Below are 22,763 nucleotides of genomic sequence, written 5' to 3'. Positions count from 1 at the left end.
TCTCCCCCCAATCCGTTTTGAACGAAAACCATCCAGGAGTCCCGCATGTCCGAACAGAAGCTCACCAATGCCGCCGGCGCGCCCGTCGCCGATAACCAGAATTCGATGACGGCCGGCGTGCGCGGCCCGGTCGTCCTGCAAGACGTATGGCTGCTCGAAAAGCTCGCGCACTTCGATCGCGAGGTGATTCCCGAGCGCCGCGTTCACGCGAAAGGCTCCGGCGCATTCGGCACGCTGAAGGTCACCCACGACATCTCGCGCTACACGAAGGCGAAAGTGTTCGCGCAAGTCGGCAAGGAAACGCCGCTTTTCATGCGCTTTTCGACGGTGGCGGGCGAGCGCGGCGCGGCCGACGCCGAGCGCGACGTGCGCGGCTTCTCGATCAAGTTCTATACGGACGAAGGCAACTGGGACGTGGTGGGCAACAACACGCCGGTGTTTTTTATCCGCGATCCGCTGAAATTTCCGGACTTCATTCACACGCAAAAGCGTGATCCGTACACGAACCTGCGCAACAACATTGCCGCGTGGGATTTCTGGACGCGCCATCCGGAGTCGATGCATCAGGTCACGATCCTGATGAGCGATCGCGGCATTCCGAAGAACTACCGTCAGATGCACGGCTTCGGTTCGCACACGTACTCGTTCATCAACGCGAACAACGAGCGTTTCTGGGTCAAATTCCACTTCAAGTCGCAGCAAGGCATTGAAAATTTCACCGATGCGGAAGCGTCGCAAGTCGTCGCGCAAGACCGCGAAAGCGCGCAGCGCGATCTGATTGGCAGCATCGACGAAGGCAATTTCCCGAAGTGGCGCTTTGCGATTCAGGTGATGCCGGAGGCGGAAGCCGCGGCGTATCGCTTCAATCCGTTCGACATCACGAAAGTGTGGTCGCAGAAAGACTATCCGCTGATCGACGTCGGCACGATCGAGTTGAACCGCAACGCGGCCAACTATTTCGCGGACGTGGAACAGGCTGCGTTCACGCCGGCCAACGTGGTGCCCGGCATCGGCTTCTCGCCGGACCGTTTGTTGCAAGGCCGTTTGTTCTCGTATGGCGACACGCAGCGCTATCGCCTCGGCATCAATCACCATCAGATTCCGGTGAACGCGTCGCGCGTTGCGAACCCGCATTCGTTCCATCGCGACGGCGCGATGCGCACGGACGGCAACCTGGGTGGCAACGTGAACTATGAGCCGAATCGCTTCGGCGACTTCGCTCAGGATGCGAATGCGTTGGAGCCGGCGCTCGCCGCGGGTGCGGTGGACCGCTATGACCATCGCGCGGATGACGACTACTACACGCAGCCGGGCATGCTGTTCGCGCTCTTCGATGCAGCGCAGCGCCAACGTTTGTTCGGCAACATCGCGCGGCATATCAACGGTGTGCCGCAGGACATCGTCGCGCGTGCGGTCGAGCATTTCCGCCGCATCGATCCCGCTTATGCCGAAGGCGTGATCGCCGCGATGGCCGAACTCGCGGAAGGCAAGAAGTAACGCAGTGTGTAAAGCGGGGCGCGCGTGCATGTTGCTTGCGCGTGTGCCCCGCGAGTATCGATACGAACAGGGAGCACGCTCATGATCGAGTTGATGAAAGCCACCGCCGGCAGATCGCCGGCCATGCATCGCGCGCAACAGCAGCAGACGCTCAACTTGCGCAGAGCCGTGGGCTTCGCCATCGTGACGAGCGGATTCGCGGTGATCGCGGCGCAAATGCTGCAACACGCGTTTGGCGGCTGAGCGGCGCGGCGTAGCGGCGACACCTCACACGAACATTTCGCCGTTCTAAGATAAACTGTCGAACGCTCGTTTTTGCCGGGCCTGCTGCCGGCAGGCCGCTCGCACGCGTTACTTCGTCACCGGTTCGTATCACTCTCGAAGGAGTCATCATGGCCAAAAAAGAAGCTGTACAGCACGTCAATATCGGGATCAGCGACAAGGACCGCAAGAAGATCGCGGAAGGTCTGTCGCGTCTGCTCGCGGACACCTACACGCTGTACCTGAAGACCCACAACTTCCACTGGAATGTGACGGGTCCGATGTTCAACACGCTGCATCTGATGTTCGAAACGCAATACAACGAACTGGCGCTGGCCGTCGATTCGATCGCTGAACGGATTCGCGCGCTGGGCGTGCATGCGCCGGGCAGCTATAAAGATTTTGCGAAGCTGTCGTCGATTCCCGAAGCGGACGGCGTGCCTGCCGCCGAAGAGATGATCCGTCAGCTGGTGGAAGGGCAGGAAGCCGTGGTGCGCACCGCGCGCGCGATTTTCCCGTCGACGGAAGCCGCCAACGACGAGCCGACCGCCGACCTGCTGACACAGCGCATGCAAACGCATGAAAAGACCGCGTGGATGCTGCGCTCGATGCTGGCTTGATGGTTTGAGTCGGTTGCGGTTGCTGTTCGCGTTCGTTTCGCAGAAGCCGAATGGCCGGATGTAACGTGGCACGATGCAAAGCCTCCCTTCGCGGGAGGCTTTGTTTTTTGCGCGCCGTTTGTGAGAACGCTGTGGCGGGGTCGCCATTGCCATCTGCTTTCGTCGGTAGCAGTTCGCACCGACGCGCCACGCCTTCCGCATCCCGTAAAATAACGGCACCGTCCTCGCACTTCGCCTGCATTCAACGAGTCCGCCATGTTCGCCCGACTTCCCCTGTATCTGCGCCTCGTGCGCATGGACAAGCCTATTGGCAGTCTGCTGCTGCTGTGGCCGACGCTCAACGCGCTGTGGATCGCGTCCGACGGTCATCCGTCCTGGCCGCTCCTCGTCATCTTCACGGTGGGCACGATATTGATGCGCTCGGCGGGCTGCGCGATCAACGACTACGCGGATCGCGATTTCGACCGTTATGTGAAGCGCACCGAGAATCGTCCGATCACGTCCGGCAAGATCAAGGCGTGGGAAGCGGTGGCGCTCGCGGCCGGGCTGTCGTTGCTGGCCTTTCTGCTGATTCTGCCGCTGAACACGCTGACGAAGGAATTGTCGGTGGCGGCGCTGTTCGTCGCGGGCTCGTATCCGTTCACGAAGCGTTTCTTTGCGATTCCGCAGGCGTATCTCGGCATCGCGTTCGGCTTCGGCATTCCGATGGCGTTCGCGGCCGTGCAGAATCAGGTGCCGATGCTCGCGTGGGTCATGCTGCTTGCCAACGTGTTCTGGTCCGTCGCGTACGACACCGAATATGCGATGGTCGATCGCGACGACGACATCCGGATCGGCATTCGCACGTCGGCGCTCACGTTCGGCCGCTTCGACGTGGCGGCGATCATGCTCTGCTATGCGGCGACGCTCGGCATCTATGTCGGCATCGGCGTGATGCTGGGTTTTGGCGTGCTGTACTGGTTGGGCTGGGCGGCTGCGGCGGGCTGCGCGATCTATCACTACACGCTGATCCGCCACCGCGAACGGATGCCGTGCTTCAAGGCGTTCCTGCATAACAACTGGCTCGGCGGCGCGTTGTTCGTCGGCATTGCCGCGCATTATGCGGTGGCTTCGTTTTAGTTTTTAGCGCGGCGTGGGTGGACGGTTGGCCTCGTGTCGTGAGGCGCCGGCTTTATTGAATAAAGACTCCGCGCTCCACGGCTTGTCACGTTTCAGCAAGCAACAACCGCTCACTGCTTGCCGAATTCATCGCCCATTTCTTTCGCGCGCGCATCGGCGGCCAGCGCGCCGCGCACGATGGCTTCCTTGATGCCGCTCGCGTCGAACGATGCAAGCGCCGCGGCGGTCGTGCCGCCCTTCGACGTCACGCGCTCACGCAACACGGCCGGCGGCTCGTCGGAATTCGCGGCCAGTTGCGCGGCGCCCGTGAAAGTCGCGACGGCGAGCGCGCGGCCTTGTGCTTCGTCCATGCCGAGTTGGCGTGCGGCTTCCTGCAATGCTTCGATGAAGTAAAAGACGTAGGCCGGCCCGCTGCCCGAAATCGCGGTGACGGCGTCGATCTTCGCTTCGTCGTCGAACCATACGGTTTCGCCCACCGCGCCGAGCACCTGCGATGCGAGCGCGCGGCCCGCATCGTCGACGCTCGCGGTCGCGGTCAAGCCGGCGACGCCCATGCCGATCAACGCCGGCGTGTTCGGCATGACCCGCACGATGCGCGTATGGCCGTTGAGCCAGCGCGACATGTCATCCATGCGAATGCCGGCGACGATGCTGATCGCGAGTTGCGCCGCCTTCAGATGCGGCGCGAGCGCTTCGGCGACGCTCTTCAGGATCTGCGGCTTCACCGCGAGTACGACGGCGTCATAGGTGCCGAGCGCGGCGTCCGCGGCCGCTCCGGTCTTGATGCCGAACTGCGCTTCATTGCGCTTGCGCGCGTCTTCGTTGGGATCGATCGCGTAGAGATCGGCGGGCGCGACACCGCGCTTGATAAGGCCGCCGATCAACGCCGCAGCCATGTTGCCGCCGCCGATAAAAGCAATTTTCATGATGTTCCGCGAAGGTTGGATTGAGCTTGTGAAACCGCGTGTGCGCCCGTTAATGCAACGTTAATCGCAACGCTAGTGCGAATAATCGCGCGCGCCGAAGATGGCCGTGCCCACGCGCACGATGGTCGCGCCTTCGAGCACGGCGGCCTCGAGGTCGCTCGACATACCCATCGATAACGTATCGAGTTCGAGCCCCTCGCCGACGAGACGCTCGAACAGTTCGCGCAAGCGGCGATGCGGCACGCGTTGGTCGTCGATACTGCCGGCCGGCTCGGGTATCGCCATCAGGCCGCGCAACCTGAGCCGCGGCAGCGCGGCGATGTCTTTCGCGACTTGCACGGCTTCGTCGACGCTGACGCCGCTTTTCGACGCCTCGCCGCTAATGTTGACCTGCAAGCACACGTTCAGCGGCGGCAGCGTTTCCGGCCGCTGCTCGGAAAGCCGTTGCGCGATCTTCAGGCGATCCACCGAATGCACCCAGTCGAACTGTTCGGCCACCGGCCGCGTCTTGTTCGACTGCAACGGGCCGATGAAATGCCATTCGAGCGTGCTGCGCAAATCGGCGAGCACTTCGATTTTCGTGAGCGCTTCCTGCACGTAGTTTTCACCGAATGCGCGTTGACCGGCGGCATGGGCCGCGCGTACGTCTTCGGCGGGAAAGGTCTTGGAGACGGCAAGCAACGCGATGGAACGCGCGTCGCGTCCCGCCACGTGCGCGGCGAGGGCGATGCGTTGCTGCACCGCTTCGAGGTTATGAATCAGATCGGGCATGGAACGAACCGGAGCGGACCAAAGGTCGATGGGTCGATGAAGTCGATGCCCCGATTATACGGACAGCATGTGCTCGACCAGTTCGATCCAGTGCGCAACCGGCGTCGACGTGCCGCTTTGCAGATGTGAAATACAGCCCACGTTCGCCGATACGATCACCTGCGGTTCCTGCGCATGCAGCCGCTCGAGCTTCTGATCGCGCAACGCATACGAGAGCTTCGGCTGCGTCAGCGAATAGGTGCCTGCGGAGCCGCAGCACAGGTGACTGTCGGCCGGCAGTCGCACTTCCAGGCCGAGCCTCGTCAGCAGATGTTCGACCGTGCCGCGCACTTTTTGCCCGTGCTGCAACGTGCACGGCGGATGAAACGCGACCGTATGGATCGCGCGGCGGCGCGTGACGGCCACGAGCTCTTCCTCGAAATCCGGCAGAATTTCGGCGATGTCGCGCGTCAATTCGACGATGCGGCGCGCTTTTTCCGCATACTCCGGATCGTCGCGCAGCAGGTGCGCGTATTCCTTCACCGTCGCGCCGCAACCCGACGCGTTCATCACGATCGCCTCGACGCCCTGTTCGACATGCGGCCACCATGCGTCGATGTTGGCGCGCATGTCGTCGAGCGCTTCGTCGTTGTAGCCGAGGTGCAGACGGATCGCGCCGCAGCAGCCGGCGTCCGGCGCGATCACGGTTTCGATGCCGAGCGCATCCAGCACGCGCGCGGTGGCGGTATTCACGTTGGGCATCATCGACGGTTGCACGCAGCCGGCCAGCATCAGCATCTTGCGCGTGTGCGTCGCGCTCGGCCATGTCAGCGGACGCTGCCGCGCGGGCACCTTGTCGCGCAGTTTTCTTGGCAACAGCGCACGAAAATGCTGGCCGACGCGCATGGTCGGCGTGAACAGCGCGCTGTTCGGCACGAAGCTCGCGAGCAGCCGGCGCGTGAGCCGCTGGCCGAGCGGGCGCGTCACTTTTTCCTCGGTGATCTTGCGGCCGATTTCGACCAGCTTGCCGTACTGCACGCCGGACGGGCAGGTGGTTTCGCAATTGCGGCACGTCAGACAGCGGTCGAGGTGAACCTGCGTGCTGCGCGTCACCTCCGCGCCTTCCACCATTTGCTTGATCAGATAGATGCGGCCGCGCGGGCCGTCGAGTTCATCGCCGAGCAGTTGATAGGTCGGGCACGTGGCCGTGCAGAAGCCGCAGTGCACGCAGTTGCGCAGAATGGCGTCGGCTTCGTCGCCGTCGGGCGTATTGCGAATGAAGTCCGCGAGATTGGTTTGCATCGCGCGCTCAGAAGTCGGGGTAGAGACGGCCGCGATTGAAAATGCGGGCCGGGTCGAAAGCGGTTTTCAGGCCGCGATGGATTTTCATCAGCGGCGCGGGAAGCGGTGTGAAGACGCCCGCGCCGCGGTCGTAGCCGAGGCCGGTGCGGAAGATCGTCGCGTGGCCGCCGGCCTGCTTCGCGCTGATGCGCACCGTTTGCGCGTCGGTGTCCGTGATCCACCAGCGCTGCGCGCCGCCCCATTCCATCAGTTGCGCGCCGGGCAGTTGCAGCGGCTCGGTGATGGACGGCAACGCGAGCCGCCACAGCGCGGCCTTCGGCGGAATCGCGGCGAAGAACGAGTCGGTCTGCTCGCGCAGGCCGGCCCAGAAGCGTTCGGCTTCCACCGCATCGACGACTTCGCCGCCCAGCGACGAGCGCGCCGATTTGACCGCGCTCTCCGCGCCCGCGAGACGCACGGCGAGCGTGCCGTGGCGCCAGGCGCTCGCGGTGATCGGCAACGGCCGGCCGCCCCATTCGTTGAGCTTGCGTACGGCGTCGGTGCCGTTCATGTCGAACTTGAGCGTGGCTTCGGCCTGCGGCTGCGGCAGCACTTTGACCGACAATTCGAGGATCAGCCCGAGCGTGCCGAGCGAGCCCGCCATCAAGCGCGAGACGTCGTAACCGGCGACGTTTTTGACGACCTGGCCGCCGAAGTGCAGCGTTTGCCCCTGGCCGTTCATGATGACCGCGCCGAGCACGAAGTCGCGCGCCGCGCCGGCCGACGGGCGGCGTGGACCCGCAATGCCCGCGGCCACGCAGCCGCCGAAGGTGGCCTGCGGCCCGAAGTGCGGCGGCTCGAACGCAAGCATCTGATTGTGTTCGGCGAGCGCCGCTTCGATCTCGACGAGCGGCGTGCCGGCGCGCGCGGTGATGACCAGCTCCGCCGGGTCGTACGCGACGATGCCGCGATAAGCGCGCGTGTCGAGGATCTCGCCTTCCAGCGTCTGACCGTACCAGTCTTTCGTGCCGCCGCCGCGCACGCGTAACGCGCGTCCCTCGGCGCTGGCGGAACGCACGCGCTCCGACCACATGGCGACGATGTCGTCCTCTTCCATGATGCCCTGCTTCGTTATGTTTCGAACGATTGTACCGGGCGGGGCCGCGCTGACAACCCGGAGCGGACCCCTATCGGGTAATCAGGGTGACATGACGCGAAACCCCGCCGCGACGGGCTATGCGCGATGCGTGGATGCTAGAAGCGCGGCAACTCGGGATGCGGCAGCAGACCGCCGCGCACGTGCATCTTGCCGTATTCGGCGCAGCGCGCGCGAGTGGGGATGCCCTTGTCCGGGTTCAGCAGGCCGGGCGGATCGAAGGCCCGTTTGACCGCGTGAAACGCATCGCGCTCCTCGGGCGAGAACTGCACGCACATCGAATTGATTTTCTCGATGCCGACGCCATGCTCGCCCGTCACCGTGCCGCCCAGTTCGACGCAGGCTTCGAGAATGTCGGAGCCGAACGCTTCCGCGCGGTGCCACTCGTCCTTGTCGTTGCCGTTGAAGAGAATCAGCGGATGCATGTTGCCGTCGCCCGCATGAAACACGTTGATGCAGCGCAGCCGGTACTTCTTCTCCATCTCCTCGATGCGCGACAGCAGCGGCCCGATACTGCGGCGCGGCACGGTGCCGTCCATGCAGTAGTAATCCGGCGAGATGCGGCCGGCGGCCGGAAACGCGTTCTTGCGGCCGGACCAGAAGCGCAGCCGCTCGTTTTCCGTGCGCGAGATCGCGATGCGCGTTGCGCCGTGCTCGCGCAGCACCGCCGTCATGCGCACGATTTCGTCGGCGACTTCTTCGGGTGTGCCGTCGGATTCGCATAGCAGAATCGCCGCCGCGTCGAGGTCGTAGCCCGCGTGGACGAATTCTTCGACGGCGCGCGTGGCGGGTTTGTCCATCATTTCGAGCCCCGCCGGAATGATGCCCGCGGCGATGATGCCGGCGACCGCATCGCCGCCTTTCACGACGTCGTCGAAACTGGCCATGATGACCTGCGCCGTTTGCGGTTTCGGAATCAGCTTGACGGTGACTTCGGTGACGATCGCGAACATGCCTTCGCTGCCGATCAGCACCGCGAGCAGATCGAGCCCCGGCGCATCGGGTCCGAGCGAACCGAATTCGACGATCTCGCCTTCCATCGTCACCGCGCGCACGCGCAGCACGTTGTGCACGGTGAGGCCGTACTTGAGGCAATGCACGCCGCCCGAATTTTCCGAGACGTTGCCGCCGATCGTGCATGCAATCTGCGACGACGGGTCCGGCGCGTAGTACAAGCCGTACGGCGCCGCGGCTTCGGAGATCGACAGATTGCGCACGCCGGGCTGCACCGTGGCGGTCCGCGCGTACGAGTCGACTTCGATGATCTTTTTGAAGCGCGCGAGCGACACGACGACGCCGTGACGAATCGGCATCGCGCCGCCGGACAGGCCGGTTCCCGCGCCGCGCGGCACGATCGGCACGCCAAGGCGATGGCAGATCTGCACGATGCGCTGGACTTGCGACTCGGTCTCCGGCAACGCGACGGCAAGCGGCAGCCGACGATATGCGGCGAGGCCGTCGCAGTCGTAGGCGACCGTATCTTCGTCGCGATAGAGCAGACAGTGGTTCGGCAGGGCCGCCATCAGCGCCTGCACGACTTCGCGCTGGCGCTGGGCGAGAACTTCTGCCGACAGTTCGGCGGGTGCGTTCATGTGCGTCGTCTCCTCTTGTCTTTCGCCGCGCGCGCTTTCAGGCACTTCCGGGCGCTTCCCGCGCGCTTGTATTGCGGCGACTGTTGCGGCCGGCGGGGTGGTCCGCGCTCATGCCGCGTTTGCTACCGTTGCTACTACTCATATTGCGCCTGAATTGCGCTGGCTTGCGCTCGCCTGTGTGTCTGCCGACGCGTCAAGCCGCCCAGCTAAAGATCTTGCCGGGGTTCATCAGATTGTGCGGATCGAGTGCGTGCTTGATGGAGCGCATCGTGTCGATCGCGACATCGCCGTGTTCCTCAAGCAGAAAATTCATCTTGTGCAGACCGACGCCGTGCTCGCCGGTGCACGTGCCGTCCATGCGTAACGCGCGCTGCACGATGCGATGATTCAGACGTTCGGCCTCGACCAGTTCCTCCGGCTTGTTCGGATCGATCAGGATCGCGACGTGGAAATTTCCGTCACCGACATGGCCGACGATTGGGCAGGGCAGCGGCGACGTCTTCAGGTCCTGCTCTGTTTCGACGACGCATTCGGCGAGGCGCGAGATCGGCACGCAGACGTCGGTCGTGACGGCGCGGCAACCCGGCTTTAATTGCAGCATCGCGAAATAGGCGTTGTGACGCGCGTTCCACAGACGGCTGCGGTCTTCCGGCCGCGTCGCCCATTCGAAGCCTTCGCCGCCGTTCTGCGCGGCCAGTTCCTGCACGAGTTCGGCTTGTTCCTTCACGCCGGCCTCGGTGCCGTGGAACTCGAAGAACAACGTGGGCGCCTCGCGCAGCGTCAGATTCGAATGCCGGTTAATCGAGCGGATCGCGAGCGCGTCGACGAATTCGACGCGGGCGATCGGCACGCCCATCTGAATCGTTTCGATGACGGCGCGCACTGCATCGCCCATCGACGGAAACGCGCAGACGGCCGCGGAGACCGCTTCCGGCTGCGGATAAAGGCGCACGGTGATTTCGGTGATGACGCCGAGCGTGCCTTCCGAGCCGACGAAAAGACGCGTGAGGTCGTAACCCGCGGACGACTTGCGTGCTCGCGTGCCGGTTTTGATGACGCGGCCATCGGCGAGCACGACGGTCAGGCCGAGCACGTTCTCGCGCATCGTGCCGTAGCGCACCGCGTTCGTGCCGGACGCGCGCGTGGCCGACATGCCGCCGATGCTGGCGTCCGCGCCTGGATCGATCGGAAAAAAGAGGCCGGTGTCGCGCAGCGCCTCGTTGAGCTGTTTGCGCGAGATGCCGGGCTCGACGGTGACCGTCAGATCTTCCGCGTTGATCGACAGGACGCGGTTCATTTCCGACAGATCGATGGACACGCCGCCTTGCACCGCGAGCAGATGTCCTTCAAGCGACGAGCCGTTGCCGTACGGAATGATCGGCACGTTGTACTGGCCGCAGAGCTTGACGATGGTTTGCACGTCTTCGGTGTTGCGCGCGAACACGACGGCGTCGGGCAATTGCGGGTCGAACGGCGATTCATCGCGGCCATGATGTTCGCGCACGGCCTGGGCGACCGACACACGTTCGCCGAAGGCGTCGGTGAGGGCGTTTAGCAATTCGGGGGGAAATGGCCGGCGCAGCGCGGCCGGCGGAACACCATAATTCACGCATGTCTCCTGTGTCGACTGGAGTTAGCGCTTCAGCGCTTACTCCAGTCCCATGCTAGCGGTCGACTGGAGTTAGCGCTTCAGCGCTTACTCCAGTCCCATGCTAGCGGTCGACCGGAGTTAGCGCTTCAGCGCTTACTCCAGTCCCATGCTAGCGGTCGACTGGAGTTAGCGCTTCAGCGCTTAGTCCGGTCCCATGCTAGCGGTCGACTGGAGTTAGCGCTTCAGCGCTTAGTCCGGTCCCATGCTAGCGGTCGACTGGAGTTAGCGCTTCAGCGCTTACGTGGGTCCCATGCTAGCGGTCGATCCAAGTTGGCGCTTTAGCGCTTACTCCGGTCCCATGCTAGCGGTCAACCCAAGTCTGGCACCTCAGCGCTTACCCCAGTCCATCAACCACGGTTATCAATCATTGTCAGCCGAAGCGATTCTGCAGCAACCGTTTCATTTTACGCCGATCGTTTGCAGGCCGGCTCGAGTCCTTGCAGGCCGCCGACGATCACTGCGGCCGGGACGTCGCTCCTATAATGGCGGCGGCCGCCCGATGCGCGCAATATGTTCGATGCGATAGCTGCGCCGCGACTAACCAGCCGCCGCCAAGCATGATCAACGCCCACCGGCCAACGTATCGGCCGAGGCATCAGCGACTCCGCCACACCACCCGCATCCCGACCGACCAACCAGAGGATCACCATGGGTAACCGCCTAACCAAAATCGCCACCCGCACCGGCGACGACGGCACCACCGGCCTCGGCGACGGCCGGCGCATACGCAAGAGCAGCGCCCGCATCGAGGCAATCGGCGACGTCGACGAACTCAACTCCAATCTCGGCGTGCTGCTGTGCGAAAACCTGCCCGAGAACGTGCGCGCGGCATTGGTGGCGATCCAGCACGACCTGTTCGACCTCGGCGGCGAGCTCTGCATTCCTGGCCACACGATGATCGCCGACCGCCACCTCGCACAACTCGACGGCTGGCTCGCCGACTACAACGCCGCATTGCCGCCGCTCAAGGAGTTCATCTTGCCGGCCGGCTCGCGGGCGGCGTCGCTTGCTCACGTCTGCCGCACGGTTTGCCGCCGCGCCGAACGGGCGATTGTCGCGCTCGGCGAAGAAGAGACGATCAACGCGGCACCGCGCCAGTATGTGAACCGTCTGTCGGATTTGCTCTTCGTGCTCGCTCGCGTGCTCAATCGCGCTGACGGCGGCACCGACGTCCTCTGGCAGCACGACCGCGGTCACGGCTAGGCAGCAGACGCGATTCTGTAGGCATCAACGCCAGGGCAATTCAGCCTGCGACAATCTGTCTGGGCGAGGGCGCTCTATAAGATGTATCGTATGCGCATCTTTAAGGAGAAGTACAAATGACCGCCCTTACCGCCGACCAGATTGCCCGCGTCAAAGCCACGGTTCCCGTGCTCGCCGAACATGGCACGACCATCACCAAGCATTTCTACAAGCGCATGTTCGCGCATCACCCGGAACTGAAGAATCTCTTCAACCAGACGCATCAGCAAAGCGGCAATCAGCCCGAGACGCTCGCTCGCGCCGTGTACGCGTACGCGGCCAACATCGACAATCTCGGCGCGCTCGGCCCGGCCGTCTCGCGAATCGCCAACAAGCACGCGAGCCTGAACATTCGGCCCGAGCACTATCCGATTGTCGGCCGCCATCTGCTGGGTGCGATCGTCGACGTACTCGGCGACGCGGTCGATCAGCCGACGCTCGACGCGTGGCAGGTCGCGTATGGCCAACTCGCGAACATTTTCGTCGGCACCGAGGCGAAGCTGTACGAAGGCGCGGCATGGAGCGGCTTCCGCCCGTTCAAGGTGGCGCGCAAGCAGGTGGAGAGCGACGAGATCACGTCCTTTTATCTGACGCCTGCCGACGGCACCGCAGCCTGTGAGTTCGAACCCGGCCAATACGTGAGCGTCACGCGCTTTGTCGACAAGCTGGGCGTCGACCAGCCGCGGCAGTACAGCTTGTCGGATGCGCCGCATGGCAAGTGGCTGCGCATTTCGGTCAAGCGTGAAGACGGCCGCGAGGACGCCGCGCCGGGTCACGTGTCGAACCTGCTGCATGCGGGCGTGGAGGAGGGCACGATCGTGCACGTGAGCGCGCCGATGGGCGACTTCACCCTCGATCGCAAGAAGATCACGCCGGTCGTGCTGATGAGCGGCGGCGTGGGCGTCACACCGATGACGTCCATGCTGTCGACATTGCTCGCCGACGGCAGCGAGCGGAGCGTCACTTTCGTTCACGCATGCCGCAACGGCCGCGTGCATGCGTTCCGCGAGTGGCTCGACGATACCGCTGCGTCGCATGCGAACGTGAAGCGTGTCGTGTTCTACGAAGCCGTTGATGCAAGCGACCGGCAGGGCATCGACTACGATTTCGAAGGCCGTCTCGACGTGACGAAAATCGCGGATCGCGTCATCGCGCTGGATGCCGACTACTACATTTGCGGCCCCGTGCCCTTCATGCGCGCGCAGCGCGACGCGCTGGTTGCATTGGGCGTGGAGCCGACGCACATTCACACTGAAGTGTTCGGTTCGGGCGCGGTCGAGTAAGCCGGTCGATGTAGCAGGTCAGGCAAAGCGCGCGCGCTCGCTGCCAGCAGCGAGCCGCGCGAATCCGCCAACCTCGCGCGCTTTCCCACCGCCATCGTGACCGGCTTGCCAATCCGGCTCAACATTTCGACGAGCGTGTCGATGGTGAACTTGGTGGTTTTCTTGTTCACCACGTCCGAGACCCGCGGGCGCGAGACCATGAGAATTTCCGCGGCCTCCGCTTGCTTCAGATGATGCTGCTCGATCCACGTGGACAATTCCGTCATGAGCTGCTCCTTGAGCAGCCTCGTGTCGTTGATCTGCTTTTGCGACGCCGCGTGCAGACGCTTCGCCTCGTCGGCGGAAAAGCCGAGTTCGAGAAACACGTTTGCGCCGGGCTTTGTCACGTGACGAATTTTGGTGTCGATCGTCATTTGTTAAGGTTTCCTATCGTTAATGATGGCGCGATACCGCGTTTCGGCAATCAGTTTGTCGTGCGGCGCGAGCTTCTGGGTTTTCTTCTGCATGCAATGAAGCACGTAAAGCGCTTCTGCAAACTTCGTGACGTGCATCACGCGATAAATGCCGTTCTCTTCCCGGATGCGAATTTCGCGCGTTCCAGGACCCACCGAGTCGAACGGTTTCCAGTCGTCAGGGTCGAGACCCGCCTGGATCTTGCCGATCTGAAACCCGGCTTGCCGACGTGCCTCTTCTGGAAAGGCGAGCAAATCGCGATAGCTGGAGCCTAGCCAGCGAACTTCTTTTTCCAGCGTCATAACCGCCTTCCATGTACAAAATATTATACGCAAATTCCCGCCTGGTCAAGTCATTCGCGACCCGGCGATGAACTGCTACGGTACATAGACGGCGGCATCTCCACCATTCGTCCGTTCGGCCAACGAAATAAAAAAACCCGGCTGTGAACTGCACGAGCCGGGTTTCTTAACGCTGCAAACCGCATTCTTGCGATGCGGTCAAACGGTAAAACCACAAAACAAAAAATCAGTTGCCGCTTCCCCGCGCCACGCGCCGCTGTTTGACCGCGTCGGCGAGACCTTCCAGCACGGCGACGCTTTCGTCCCAGCCAATGCATGCATCGGTGATGCTCTGACCGTACGTGAGCGCGCAGCCTTCCTGCAAGTCCTGGCGGCCCGCCACCAGATGCGACTCCACCATCACGCCGACAATTCGTTCGTCGCCCGAAGCAATCTGGCGGCCGATGTCCGCGCACACCGGAATCTGGTTCTCGTGCTTCTTCGAGCTGTTCGCGTGGCTTGCGTCGATCATCAGGCGCGCCGCGAGTCCGGCCTTGCCGATGTCCGAGCACGCCGCGTTCACGCTCGCAGCATCGTAGTTCGGCGTCTTGCCGCCGCGCAGGATGATGTGGCAGTCCTCGTTGCCCGCCGTCGATACGATCGCCGAGTGCCCGCCCTTCGTGACCGACAGGAAATGGTGCGGCTGCGACGCGGCCTTGATTGCGTCGACGGCGATCTTGACGTTGCCGTCCGTGCCGTTCTTGAAGCCGACCGGGCACGACAGTCCCGACGCGAGTTCGCGGTGCACTTGCGACTCGGTGGTCCGCGCGCCGATCGCGCCCCACGAGATCAGATCGGCGATGTATTGCGGGCTGATCATGTCGAGGTACTCGGTGCCCGCCGGCAGACCCAGTTCGTTGATGCGCAACAGCAGCTCGCGCGCGGTGCGCAAACCCTCGTTGATCTTGAAGCTGTTGTCCATGTGCGGGTCGTTGATGAGGCCTTTCCAGCCCACCGTCGTGCGCGGCTTTTCGAAATACACGCGCATCACGACTTCGAGTTCGCCCGCAAAGCGCTTGCGCTGTTCGACGAGACGCCCCGCGTATTCCATTGCCGCTTTGGTGTCGTGAATCGAGCACGGTCCGACGATCACGATCAGGCGGTCGTCCATGCCATGCAGGATCCGATGCATGGCGGTGCGCGAACTGTAGATAAGGTCGGACACTGCTTCGTCGCAGGCAAATTCGCGGATCAGGTGCGCCGGGGGCGTGAGCTCTTTCAATTCTCGAATGCGGACATCGTCGGTGTTGTGCGGGGGCATGTTGTTCTCCTGAATCGGTTCGTAGCGTGTTCACGCGGGCGGCGCGTGCAAGGCAAAGTGTTCAAAGGCTGAATGAGCAAAGACTGAAGGCGAAAAAAAACCGCCAGACTCGCTGGCGGTTTTTCGGGAATTCTCGGTGTTCTGCGTGCACTAACACCCCTCTCGATCCGCCAGCGGTCTGAGATACCAAAAAAAGTAAAAGTAAAACTTGGCGGACATGGCGAAATGGAGTCGCTGGTCAAAAAAGGGTGATTGACTTTATAACCCGGGGAAGCTCGGCTGGCAAGCTATGCGGTCTAAAAATGCGGAAAAGCCGCACGATCCAGCGCTTTCACGCATGAATCGTGCGGCCGGAGTCTCGTCAGGCCGTGCCGCCCACCGTCATCCGGTCGATACGCAGCGTCGGCTGGCCGACGCCCACCGGCACGCTCTGGCCTTCCTTGCCGCACACGCCGACGCCCGAATCGAGCTTCATGTCGTTGCCGATCATGCTGACGTATTTGAGCGATTCCGGGCCGCTGCCGATCAGCGTCGCGCCCTTGACCGGGTACGTGATCTTGCCGTCCTCGATCATGTACGCCTCGGACGCCGAGAACACGAACTTGCCGTTGGTGATGTCGACCTGGCCGCCGCCGAAGTTCACCGCATACAAGCCGTTCTTCACCGACTGAATGATTTCCTGCGGGTCCTTGTCGCCGTTGAGCATGTACGTGTTCGTCATGCGCGGCATGGGCAGCGCGGCATACGATTCACGACGCGCGTTGCCCGTGACCGGCATCTTCATCAGGCGCGCGTTGAGCGTGTCCTGAATGTAGCCCTTCAGAATGCCGTCCTCGATCAGCGTCGTGCACTGCGTCGGATTGCCTTCGTCGTCGATATTGAGCGAGCCGCGGCGATTCGGCAGCGTGCCGTCGTCGACAACCGTCACGCCCTTCGCCGCGACCTGCTCGCCGATGCGTCCCGCGAATGCCGACGAGCCCTTGCGGTTGAAGTCGCCCTCGAGCCCGTGGCCGATCGCCTCGTGCAGCAACACGCCCGGCCAGCCCGGCCCGAGCACGACCGTCATCGCGCCGGCCGGAGCGGGGCGCGCTTCGAGATTCACCAGCGCCGCGTGCACCGCGTCGTCGACGTAACGCGACAGCACTTCGTCGGTGAAATAGCTGTAGTCGAAGCGGCCGCCGCCGCCGCCGCTGCCAATTTCGCGGCGGCCGTTCTGTTCGGCGATCACCGTGACCGAGACGCGCACGAGCGGCCGGATGTCGGCCGCGAAGCCGCCGTCGCTGCGCGCGACCAGCACGACGTCGTATTCGCCGGCGAGGCCCGCCATCACTTGCTGGATGCGCCGGTCGCGGCCGCGCGCCATGTGTTCGATGCGCTCGAGCAGCTTGACCTTGGCGGTGGCGTCGAGCGAATGCAGCGGGTCGGCGGGCAGATACAGATCGCGCCCGGCGATGCCTGTCAGCGACGACGCCACCTTGATCTTCTGCTTGCCGCCGCCCGCCTTCGCGATGGCGCGCGTGGCGATCGCCGCCTGACGGATCGCCTCGGGCGACAGATCGTCCGAATAGGCGAAAGCCGTGCGGTCGCCCGACACGGCGCGCACGCCGACGCCCTGGTCGATGCTGAAGCTGCCCGACTTCACGATGCCTTCCTCAAGGCTCCACGCTTCGCTGCGCGTGGCCTGGAAGTACAGGTCCGCGTAATCGACGCGATGCGTGAAGATCTCGGCGAGCGTGCGGGTGAGCAGCGATTCGTCGAGACCGTAGGGCGTCAGGAGGATGTCCTTGGCGGTGGCGAGATTGCGGATACCAGGTTCGATGATGTTCATGCGAAGTATGTTCTGCTCGATACGAAGGATTCGGTTAGCGCCACGCTCACTATATGAGTGACGGACGCCGCAGTTTCAATGTCACGTGTTCTAGCTCAGCACCCGATGACGCCATGCGGGCAGACTCTGCCGCACCTCGTCGATGCGCGTGCGTTCGAGCGTCCCCGCGACCACGCCGGCGCCTTCGTCGCGCACCGCGACGACTTCGCCCCACGGATCGATCAGCATGCTGTGGCCCCACGTGCGGCGGCCATTCTCATGCTTGCCGCCTTGCGCCGCGGCCAGCACGTAGCACTGGTTTTCGACGGCGCGCGCGCGCAGCAGCATTTCCCAATGCGCGCGGCCCGTCGTGTAAGTAAACGCCGACGGCACCACCATCAGCGCGCAATCGCCCAGGCGCCGGTACAGCTCGGGGAAGCGCAGATCGTAGCAGACCGACAAACCGACGCGGCCGAACGGCGACTCGAAGGTGCGGACTTCGCCGCCGGGGCAAATGGTGCGCGCCTCGTCGAACGATTCCTCGCCCTTTTCGAAGTTGAACAGATGGATCTTGTCGTAGCGCGCGGCCTCGTTACCCTCGGGGTCGAACACGAGCGTCGTGTTCAATACGCGCGACGGCTCCGGCGCCGTGATCGGCAACGTGCCGCCGATCACCCATACCTTGTGGCGGCGCGCGGCATCGGCGAGAAAACGCTGGATCGGGCCGTCGCGATACGCTTCGCGAACCGCGAGCTTGTCGGTGTCCTTGAAGCCCATGAAGCAGAAGTACTCGGGCAGAAGGACGAGCTGCGCGCCGTCGGCGGCGGCTTCGGCGATCAGACGTTCGGCGTCGGCGAGATTGCGCTCGCGATCCGGCGTGCTCACCATTTGCAGCGCGGCGACCCGGAAGCTGCTTGACTGACTGCTCGCCCGTTCGCGCTGCGCACTATCAAGCGCAGTGTCGGACGAAGCGTGGGATGAAGACGAAGAGACGTGTGTTTCGCTCATGAGCGTTTCGGAAAACTCCCGGCAAGGCGGCGCGACAGCCGGCGCCGCATACGTCGTTCAGGGCAGGCTCGTGCCGCCGGTGTGCGTCACTCGAAAGCGCCTACTCGATGCGCTGACCGAAGCCGTCCGATCGCGATGAACGAAGCCACGGTTACGCGCTAACTTGCAGGCTCAGTTCGCGCCGGCGGTCGAAGCTGGAGCGTCCATCTTACCCCGATCGCTCTTGACCCGCTCGATGTGCGGTTTCGACCAGGAGCCCGTTATCGCATAGTCTCGCGCGAACGCGTGCGACACCGATTTGCTGAACGCGAGGTCCGCCACCAGCGCGCCCAAGCCGAGCAGCGGGTTGATGACCGCGGCCGCGACGACCGCCGCGCCGGCGCTCACCGTCGGCACGATCTTGACGTGCATGTCCTGCGTTTCCTGCGCCAGGTCGACGGAGCCTTTCATCTCGGCGCGGGCCGGCGCGGTCACCATCTCGAAGTTTTCCGTGCGGCCGATGCCGTTGCGAATCTGCGCCGTCCCCGTGACGTGCTCGAAGGGCAGACCTTCGCCGATCACGTCGCGGAAATTGAGCGTCGCGAAGCGCGCGAGGCTTTGCAGGCTGAGCACGCCGAGCAGCTTGGCGACGCCCGGATCGACCTTGAGAATCTGCCCATGCCGCAGATCCACGGCGATATTGCCGTTGAGCGTCGGATAGTCGATCGCCGTCGGGCCGCCGCGCCACACCATCTTGCCGTTGAGCGTGCCGCTGCCCGCCTTCAGCGTGCGTGGCTGGCCGAAGCGCTCGAGCAGACCGCCCGCGTCCTTGATGTCGAGCTTGAAATCGAACACCGTGCGCCGCGGCGTGCTTTCGTCCGCGGCGTTGCCGAGTTCCGTGGATGTGCGCCAGTTCGCCGTCGCGGTTAACGTGGCCGCAGGATTCGCGATGTCGAGCTTGTCCAGTTGCCAGACCGGCACGCCGTCTTCGTTGAAGTTGTGCGCGAGCACTTCAAGCCGGCCGATGTCGCGGTCGCGCACGATCAGCTCGTTGACGACCAGATCGATCGACGGCATGTTTTGCGCCGGCGCCGACATCGCCTGGCCGAGCAGATCCTTGTCGGCGACCGACGGAATCACGACGCGTGCAAAGCGCGCCTGCAGCGTGCCCGGCGATGCCTTGTCGGCGCCCGGCAGCCACGAAACGTGACCGGACACCTGATTCGACGCGATGTTCGCCTGCCATTTGCCGTCCGCGTGCGAAGCGCCGACGATCACGCTCTCCCAGTGGCGCTTGAGCAGCGTCAGCGTGCCGATGTGCAGCGCGAAGCGGCTTGGCAGAAACTGCGCGACGGTCGGATTCGGGGTTGCGGGCGGGACGGGCGCGGCGGGCGCCTCGTTGCTGCGCAGTTGTGTAATCAGCGCGCGCCACGCATCGGCGTCGAATGCGTCGACGTCCACGGCGGCGATCACGCCTTCGCTCGGCAAGTCGGCCGGCCGGTTCACGCCGATGGCGCCGCGCACCACCGTCGGCGGGCTTTTCGGGTCGTAATGCAGCAGATAGCGCGCGGCGATGGGGCCGAAGTCGAGCTCGGCGCGCTCGAGTCCGCTTTCGCCGGCGAGCGTCGACGGACCGGCACTGGCGCGCAGCGGCATCGGCGTGCCGACCGGCTTGTTGAACGGCGCGGGGAAGTCGAGCGCGAGGCCGGTCAGGTCGGAGTTCGCGGTCAGTTGCGGCAGCTTGCCTTTGGCGCCGCGCACCGTGAGCGCATACGGCGCGCTGCCGCTCATGCGCGTGAGGACCTGTGCGGCCGGGCCATGCAGATCGAGGCCGCGCGCGGCCTCGACGGCGATATGGCCGTTCATGTCGAGCGCGTAGGTGCCGTCCTGCTTCAGCCCGCCGCTCGCCCGCACATCGCCGCCGAGGAACTGCGCGGTGAGCCGCTCGGTCTGCGCGCTGCGCTCGGTGAAACGCACCTTGCCCTTCACTTGCGACAGCGGCGGCACATTAGCCACGCTCAAACGATTGTTCTGGAAACCGAGCGCGCCTTCCACGCCGATATGCGGCTTCGGCGTGCGCGGCACCGTCAGCTTGAGCGCGAGCGACGCCGGCCCTTCGGCGCGGATTTTCTCGGTCTGATGTCGCGCCATGATGCCGAGCGAGCTTTCGTTCACGTAGTCGAGCATGTCGGCGAGCGGCCCGAGCCCGTCGCCCTTGATGACGAGATTCGACTCGCGCGTGCCGAGGTCGTCGATCCTGCCGTTCACGCCGTGCAGCGCGACGCGCTTGTAGCGTGCCCGGTCGATGTCGAAGCGCAGCACGTTCTGCCTGATCTCGAACACGCCGTCGATGCCGTCGAACGCCGGCCACACGTTCGGCGTGCCGTTGCGCATGTTGCGCGGCGGGTACGGCGACGGGTCGAACTTGCCGCCCTTGAACGGCGCGACGATATGGAAGATGCCCGCTTCGGGATCGCGCGAGTAGGGGAATTTGGTGAGGTCGCCATGCACTTCGATCTTCGCGCCGCGCGACATGCCGGCCTGCAAGCCGTGGCCGAGATACATGCGCAGCTTCTCGCTGATGCTGGTCGGCAGATAGCGGACGATGCGCGACACCTGCGCGCGCTCGAAGTCGGCGGTCAGATCCAGCGAGCCGCGGCCGTGGCCCGGATTGCTGTAGTCCGCGCTTGCTGTCGCCGCGACGTCCGCATTGGAGACGCCTAGCTCGGCCAGCTTCACCGTGAACGCCGGATGGTTCTCGCCGGGCGCCTTCGGCGAAATCGTCCAGTCGGCGCGGCCATGCAGCCGGTCGAGCGTGAGGCGCGGATCGTCGAACACGCCCGGCAGCGTGATCGCGACGTTGGACGTGTCGAGCGTGGCGGTGCCACGGCGTTGATCGGCGTCCACGCGGCCCCACAGATTTTCGATGCCCGGAATGCCGGCGCGCGGGTGATTGCGCGCCGTGAGCCCCGGCGGCGGCTCCTGCGCGGCGACGCTGATGCCTTGCAGGTCGCCCGTGAAGCGGTAGCGCTCGATCGGCTCCGCGCCGGTCCCATGACGGTCGCCGCCCGGCTCGCCGGATTCCGGCTTGCCGCGCTCGACTTCGATCAGGTAGTTGGCGACGAGCCCGCGCGGGTTATAGCGCACGAGGCTGTTCAGGAGCGCACGCGGCAGCGGCAGCGCGCGGCTGAACTCCGCGAGAATGCCCAGGTCGACGCGATCGCCCGACACGCTGATGAACTGCCCGTGTTGCTGCGAAGCCGTCCGGTAGTGCCCGTTCAGCGTCTGGAACGCGAGCGTGCGCGTGAGCGGCGTGCCGTCTTCGAGCGGCGGCTGGCCGAGTTCGGCGCGCATGTCGTTCAGTTGCAGCTCGTAATCGCCTTGCTGCGCTTGCAGGCGCCAGCCGAAATTCGCGATCGGCAACAGCAGCTTGGGCTGCGTGGGCCGAACTCGCAGCGCGACGTCGGCGCCGGCCATTTGCCCGCTTGCCGAAGTCATGCGGCCGTCGGCGAAATCGACCCAGATCGCGTTGTCGATGCGGCCCGCAAACGTCTCGATCGGGAATTTGATGTAGCGAGCGAGCGTCGGCAGATCGACTGGCCCGGTCGAGACATACGCCTGTCCTTTCCAGTTGATCGGCTTGCCGATCGCGGCGAGCGGCGCGTGCCGGAAATGCGTGCGGAAATCGAGCGGGCCGCGCAGCAACTGGCCGTCGGGCGGCGCCTGAAGCGCGAGGCGGTGATCGTAACCGTCGTTGAGAATGGCGATGCGGATGTCGCGCAGCGCGAGCTCCGGCGCGTCGCGCTGGGCGTCGCGCCAGCGCAGCACGCCGCCGCGCACGACGATCGCCTGCTGGCGCACGAGCCACGTCGACAACGTGTCGTTGCCGCTATGACGCGTCGGCACCGGCACGCCGGCGACCGACAGCACGCCGTCGCCGCCGCGCGAAATCAGCACGTCGGGCTGGTCGACGATCAGACTCGACAGCGCCGGATGGAATTGCCAGAGCGAGCGCCACGACAGCGTCGCGGTGGCGTGCGGAATGGTGAGCGCGGGTTTGCCGTCATGGTCGCGGATCACCAGATTCGTGATGTCGAGCCCCGGCTGAAACCCGCTCCAATGCGGCGCCAGTTTGCCGATGGTGAACTGCGCATGCAGCTTGTCGGAGACGGTCGCTTCGATTCGCGGCCGGAACGTGTCGACGCGCGGCAGCACCACGTAGCGCAAGCCGAGAAACAGCCCCGCCGCGATGAAATAGAGGACGAGCGCGAGCGCGAGAACAACGTGGAGCGTCCGGCGCAAGACGACGTGGTCGCTTCCGCTCACAGGCCGGGCCGGCCCGGTTTCCTGCGGGTCGGCGGATTCGTTTCGCTCGGACATGCTGCGGCGGGTGGGCGTATGGTAGTTTTGCGGATTAACGACGAAATGTAACACACGGGAAAGCGTCGACAGGACTTCCGGAAAACCCTGTCAGGGGCCCGCTGCACGACCCACATCGGCGCGCAGCAAACCGTCGTGCGACGAGCCGCTGATCCG

The 22,763-nt window shown here is 64.3% G+C and carries 17 protein-coding genes and 1 pseudogene; 6 read left to right on the top strand and 12 right to left on the bottom strand.

Annotated elements, in window-relative coordinates:
- The first annotated feature begins 45 nt into the window (after positions 1-45).
- The 4 genes from C8K18_RS09680 (at position 46) to ubiA (ending at position 3,497) form a co-directional block, all read left to right on the top strand.
- Complete coding sequence (locus C8K18_RS09680; protein WP_006047909.1) at positions 46-1,497, top strand: catalase; 1,452 nt, start codon at positions 46-48, stop codon at positions 1,495-1,497.
- Between the two features lie 81 nt (positions 1,498-1,578).
- Positions 1,579-1,740, top strand: coding sequence for a hypothetical protein (locus tag C8K18_RS33260; protein WP_165919808.1), 162 nt, complete (start codon positions 1,579-1,581; stop codon positions 1,738-1,740).
- A 149-nt stretch (positions 1,741-1,889) separates the two neighbouring features.
- Positions 1,890-2,378 (top strand): Dps family protein, encoded by a 489-nt coding sequence (locus tag C8K18_RS09675; protein ID WP_006047907.1) that lies wholly within the window; start codon positions 1,890-1,892, stop codon positions 2,376-2,378.
- 255 nt (positions 2,379-2,633) lie between these two features.
- A complete protein-coding gene (gene ubiA / locus C8K18_RS09670; protein WP_107707322.1) occupies positions 2,634-3,497 on the top strand; it encodes a 4-hydroxybenzoate octaprenyltransferase in 864 nt (287 codons plus the stop codon).
- 110 nt (positions 3,498-3,607) lie between these two features.
- Here ubiA and proC read toward each other — a convergent pair whose 3' ends face one another.
- The 6 genes from proC to C8K18_RS09640 all read right to left on the bottom strand — a co-directional run bounded on the left by proC (position 3,608) and on the right by C8K18_RS09640 (position 10,811).
- Positions 3,608-4,423, bottom strand: coding sequence for a pyrroline-5-carboxylate reductase (proC, locus tag C8K18_RS09665; protein WP_107707321.1), 816 nt, complete (start codon positions 4,421-4,423; stop codon positions 3,608-3,610).
- 72 nt (positions 4,424-4,495) lie between these two features.
- On the bottom strand, positions 4,496-5,194 hold the full coding sequence (locus C8K18_RS09660) for a YggS family pyridoxal phosphate-dependent enzyme (protein WP_029970439.1): 699 nt from the start codon (positions 5,192-5,194) through the stop codon (positions 4,496-4,498).
- A 54-nt stretch (positions 5,195-5,248) separates the two neighbouring features.
- Positions 5,249-6,475, bottom strand: a complete 1,227-nt coding sequence (gene glcF / locus C8K18_RS09655; RefSeq protein WP_107707320.1) for a glycolate oxidase subunit GlcF — start codon at positions 6,473-6,475, stop codon at positions 5,249-5,251.
- A 7-nt stretch (positions 6,476-6,482) separates the two neighbouring features.
- On the bottom strand, positions 6,483-7,571 hold the full coding sequence (gene glcE / locus C8K18_RS09650) for a glycolate oxidase subunit GlcE (protein WP_006047901.1): 1,089 nt from the start codon (positions 7,569-7,571) through the stop codon (positions 6,483-6,485).
- A gap of 137 nt (positions 7,572-7,708) precedes the next feature.
- The gene (locus C8K18_RS09645) at positions 7,709-9,202 is read right to left on the bottom strand and encodes an FAD-linked oxidase C-terminal domain-containing protein (protein WP_107707319.1); all 1,494 of its coding nucleotides are present in this window, start codon (positions 9,200-9,202) and stop codon (positions 7,709-7,711) included.
- Between the two features lie 193 nt (positions 9,203-9,395).
- Positions 9,396-10,811, bottom strand: a complete 1,416-nt coding sequence (locus C8K18_RS09640) for an FAD-linked oxidase C-terminal domain-containing protein (RefSeq protein ID WP_053857528.1) — start codon at positions 10,809-10,811, stop codon at positions 9,396-9,398.
- Between the two features lie 690 nt (positions 10,812-11,501).
- On the opposite strand from C8K18_RS09640, the gene C8K18_RS09635 reads away from it, so the two are divergent.
- Together C8K18_RS09635 and hmpA are read left to right on the top strand one after the other, a co-directional pair.
- Complete coding sequence (locus C8K18_RS09635) at positions 11,502-12,056, top strand: cob(I)yrinic acid a,c-diamide adenosyltransferase (protein WP_107707318.1); 555 nt, start codon at positions 11,502-11,504, stop codon at positions 12,054-12,056.
- 116 nt (positions 12,057-12,172) lie between these two features.
- Complete coding sequence (gene hmpA, locus C8K18_RS09630) at positions 12,173-13,378, top strand: NO-inducible flavohemoprotein (protein WP_107707317.1); 1,206 nt, start codon at positions 12,173-12,175, stop codon at positions 13,376-13,378.
- Between the two features lie 83 nt (positions 13,379-13,461).
- On the opposite strand, the pseudogene C8K18_RS09625 reads toward hmpA, so the two are convergent.
- The 6 genes and pseudogenes from C8K18_RS09625 to C8K18_RS09600 all read right to left on the bottom strand — a co-directional run.
- Positions 13,462-13,791, bottom strand: a pseudogene (locus C8K18_RS09625) (helix-turn-helix domain-containing protein); the annotation flags it as partial.
- Positions 13,792-13,794: 3 nt separating this feature from the next.
- Positions 13,795-14,133 carry a type II toxin-antitoxin system RelE/ParE family toxin gene (locus C8K18_RS09620; RefSeq protein WP_107707316.1) on the bottom strand — a complete coding sequence of 113 codons (339 nt, stop codon included), beginning with the start codon at positions 14,131-14,133 and terminating at the stop codon, positions 13,795-13,797.
- A gap of 226 nt (positions 14,134-14,359) precedes the next feature.
- Positions 14,360-15,433 (bottom strand): 3-deoxy-7-phosphoheptulonate synthase AroG, encoded by a 1,074-nt coding sequence (gene aroG, locus C8K18_RS09615; RefSeq protein ID WP_006047894.1) that lies wholly within the window; start codon positions 15,431-15,433, stop codon positions 14,360-14,362.
- 361 nt (positions 15,434-15,794) lie between these two features.
- A complete protein-coding gene (tldD, locus tag C8K18_RS09610) occupies positions 15,795-17,261 on the bottom strand; it encodes a metalloprotease TldD (RefSeq protein ID WP_006047893.1) in 1,467 nt (488 codons plus the stop codon).
- A gap of 90 nt (positions 17,262-17,351) precedes the next feature.
- Entirely contained in the window at positions 17,352-18,248 is an 897-nt protein-coding gene (locus C8K18_RS09605; protein WP_107707315.1) for a carbon-nitrogen hydrolase family protein, read from the bottom strand.
- Between the two features lie 171 nt (positions 18,249-18,419).
- Entirely contained in the window at positions 18,420-22,607 is a 4,188-nt protein-coding gene (locus C8K18_RS09600; RefSeq protein WP_006047891.1) for a YhdP family protein, read from the bottom strand.
- Between the last annotated feature and the right edge of the window lie 156 nt (positions 22,608-22,763).

The organism is Paraburkholderia sp. GV068, assembly GCF_003058125.1.
Classification (GTDB): domain Bacteria; phylum Pseudomonadota; class Gammaproteobacteria; order Burkholderiales; family Burkholderiaceae; genus Paraburkholderia; species Paraburkholderia graminis.
This window is presented reverse-complemented; position numbering and strand designations above follow the sequence as displayed.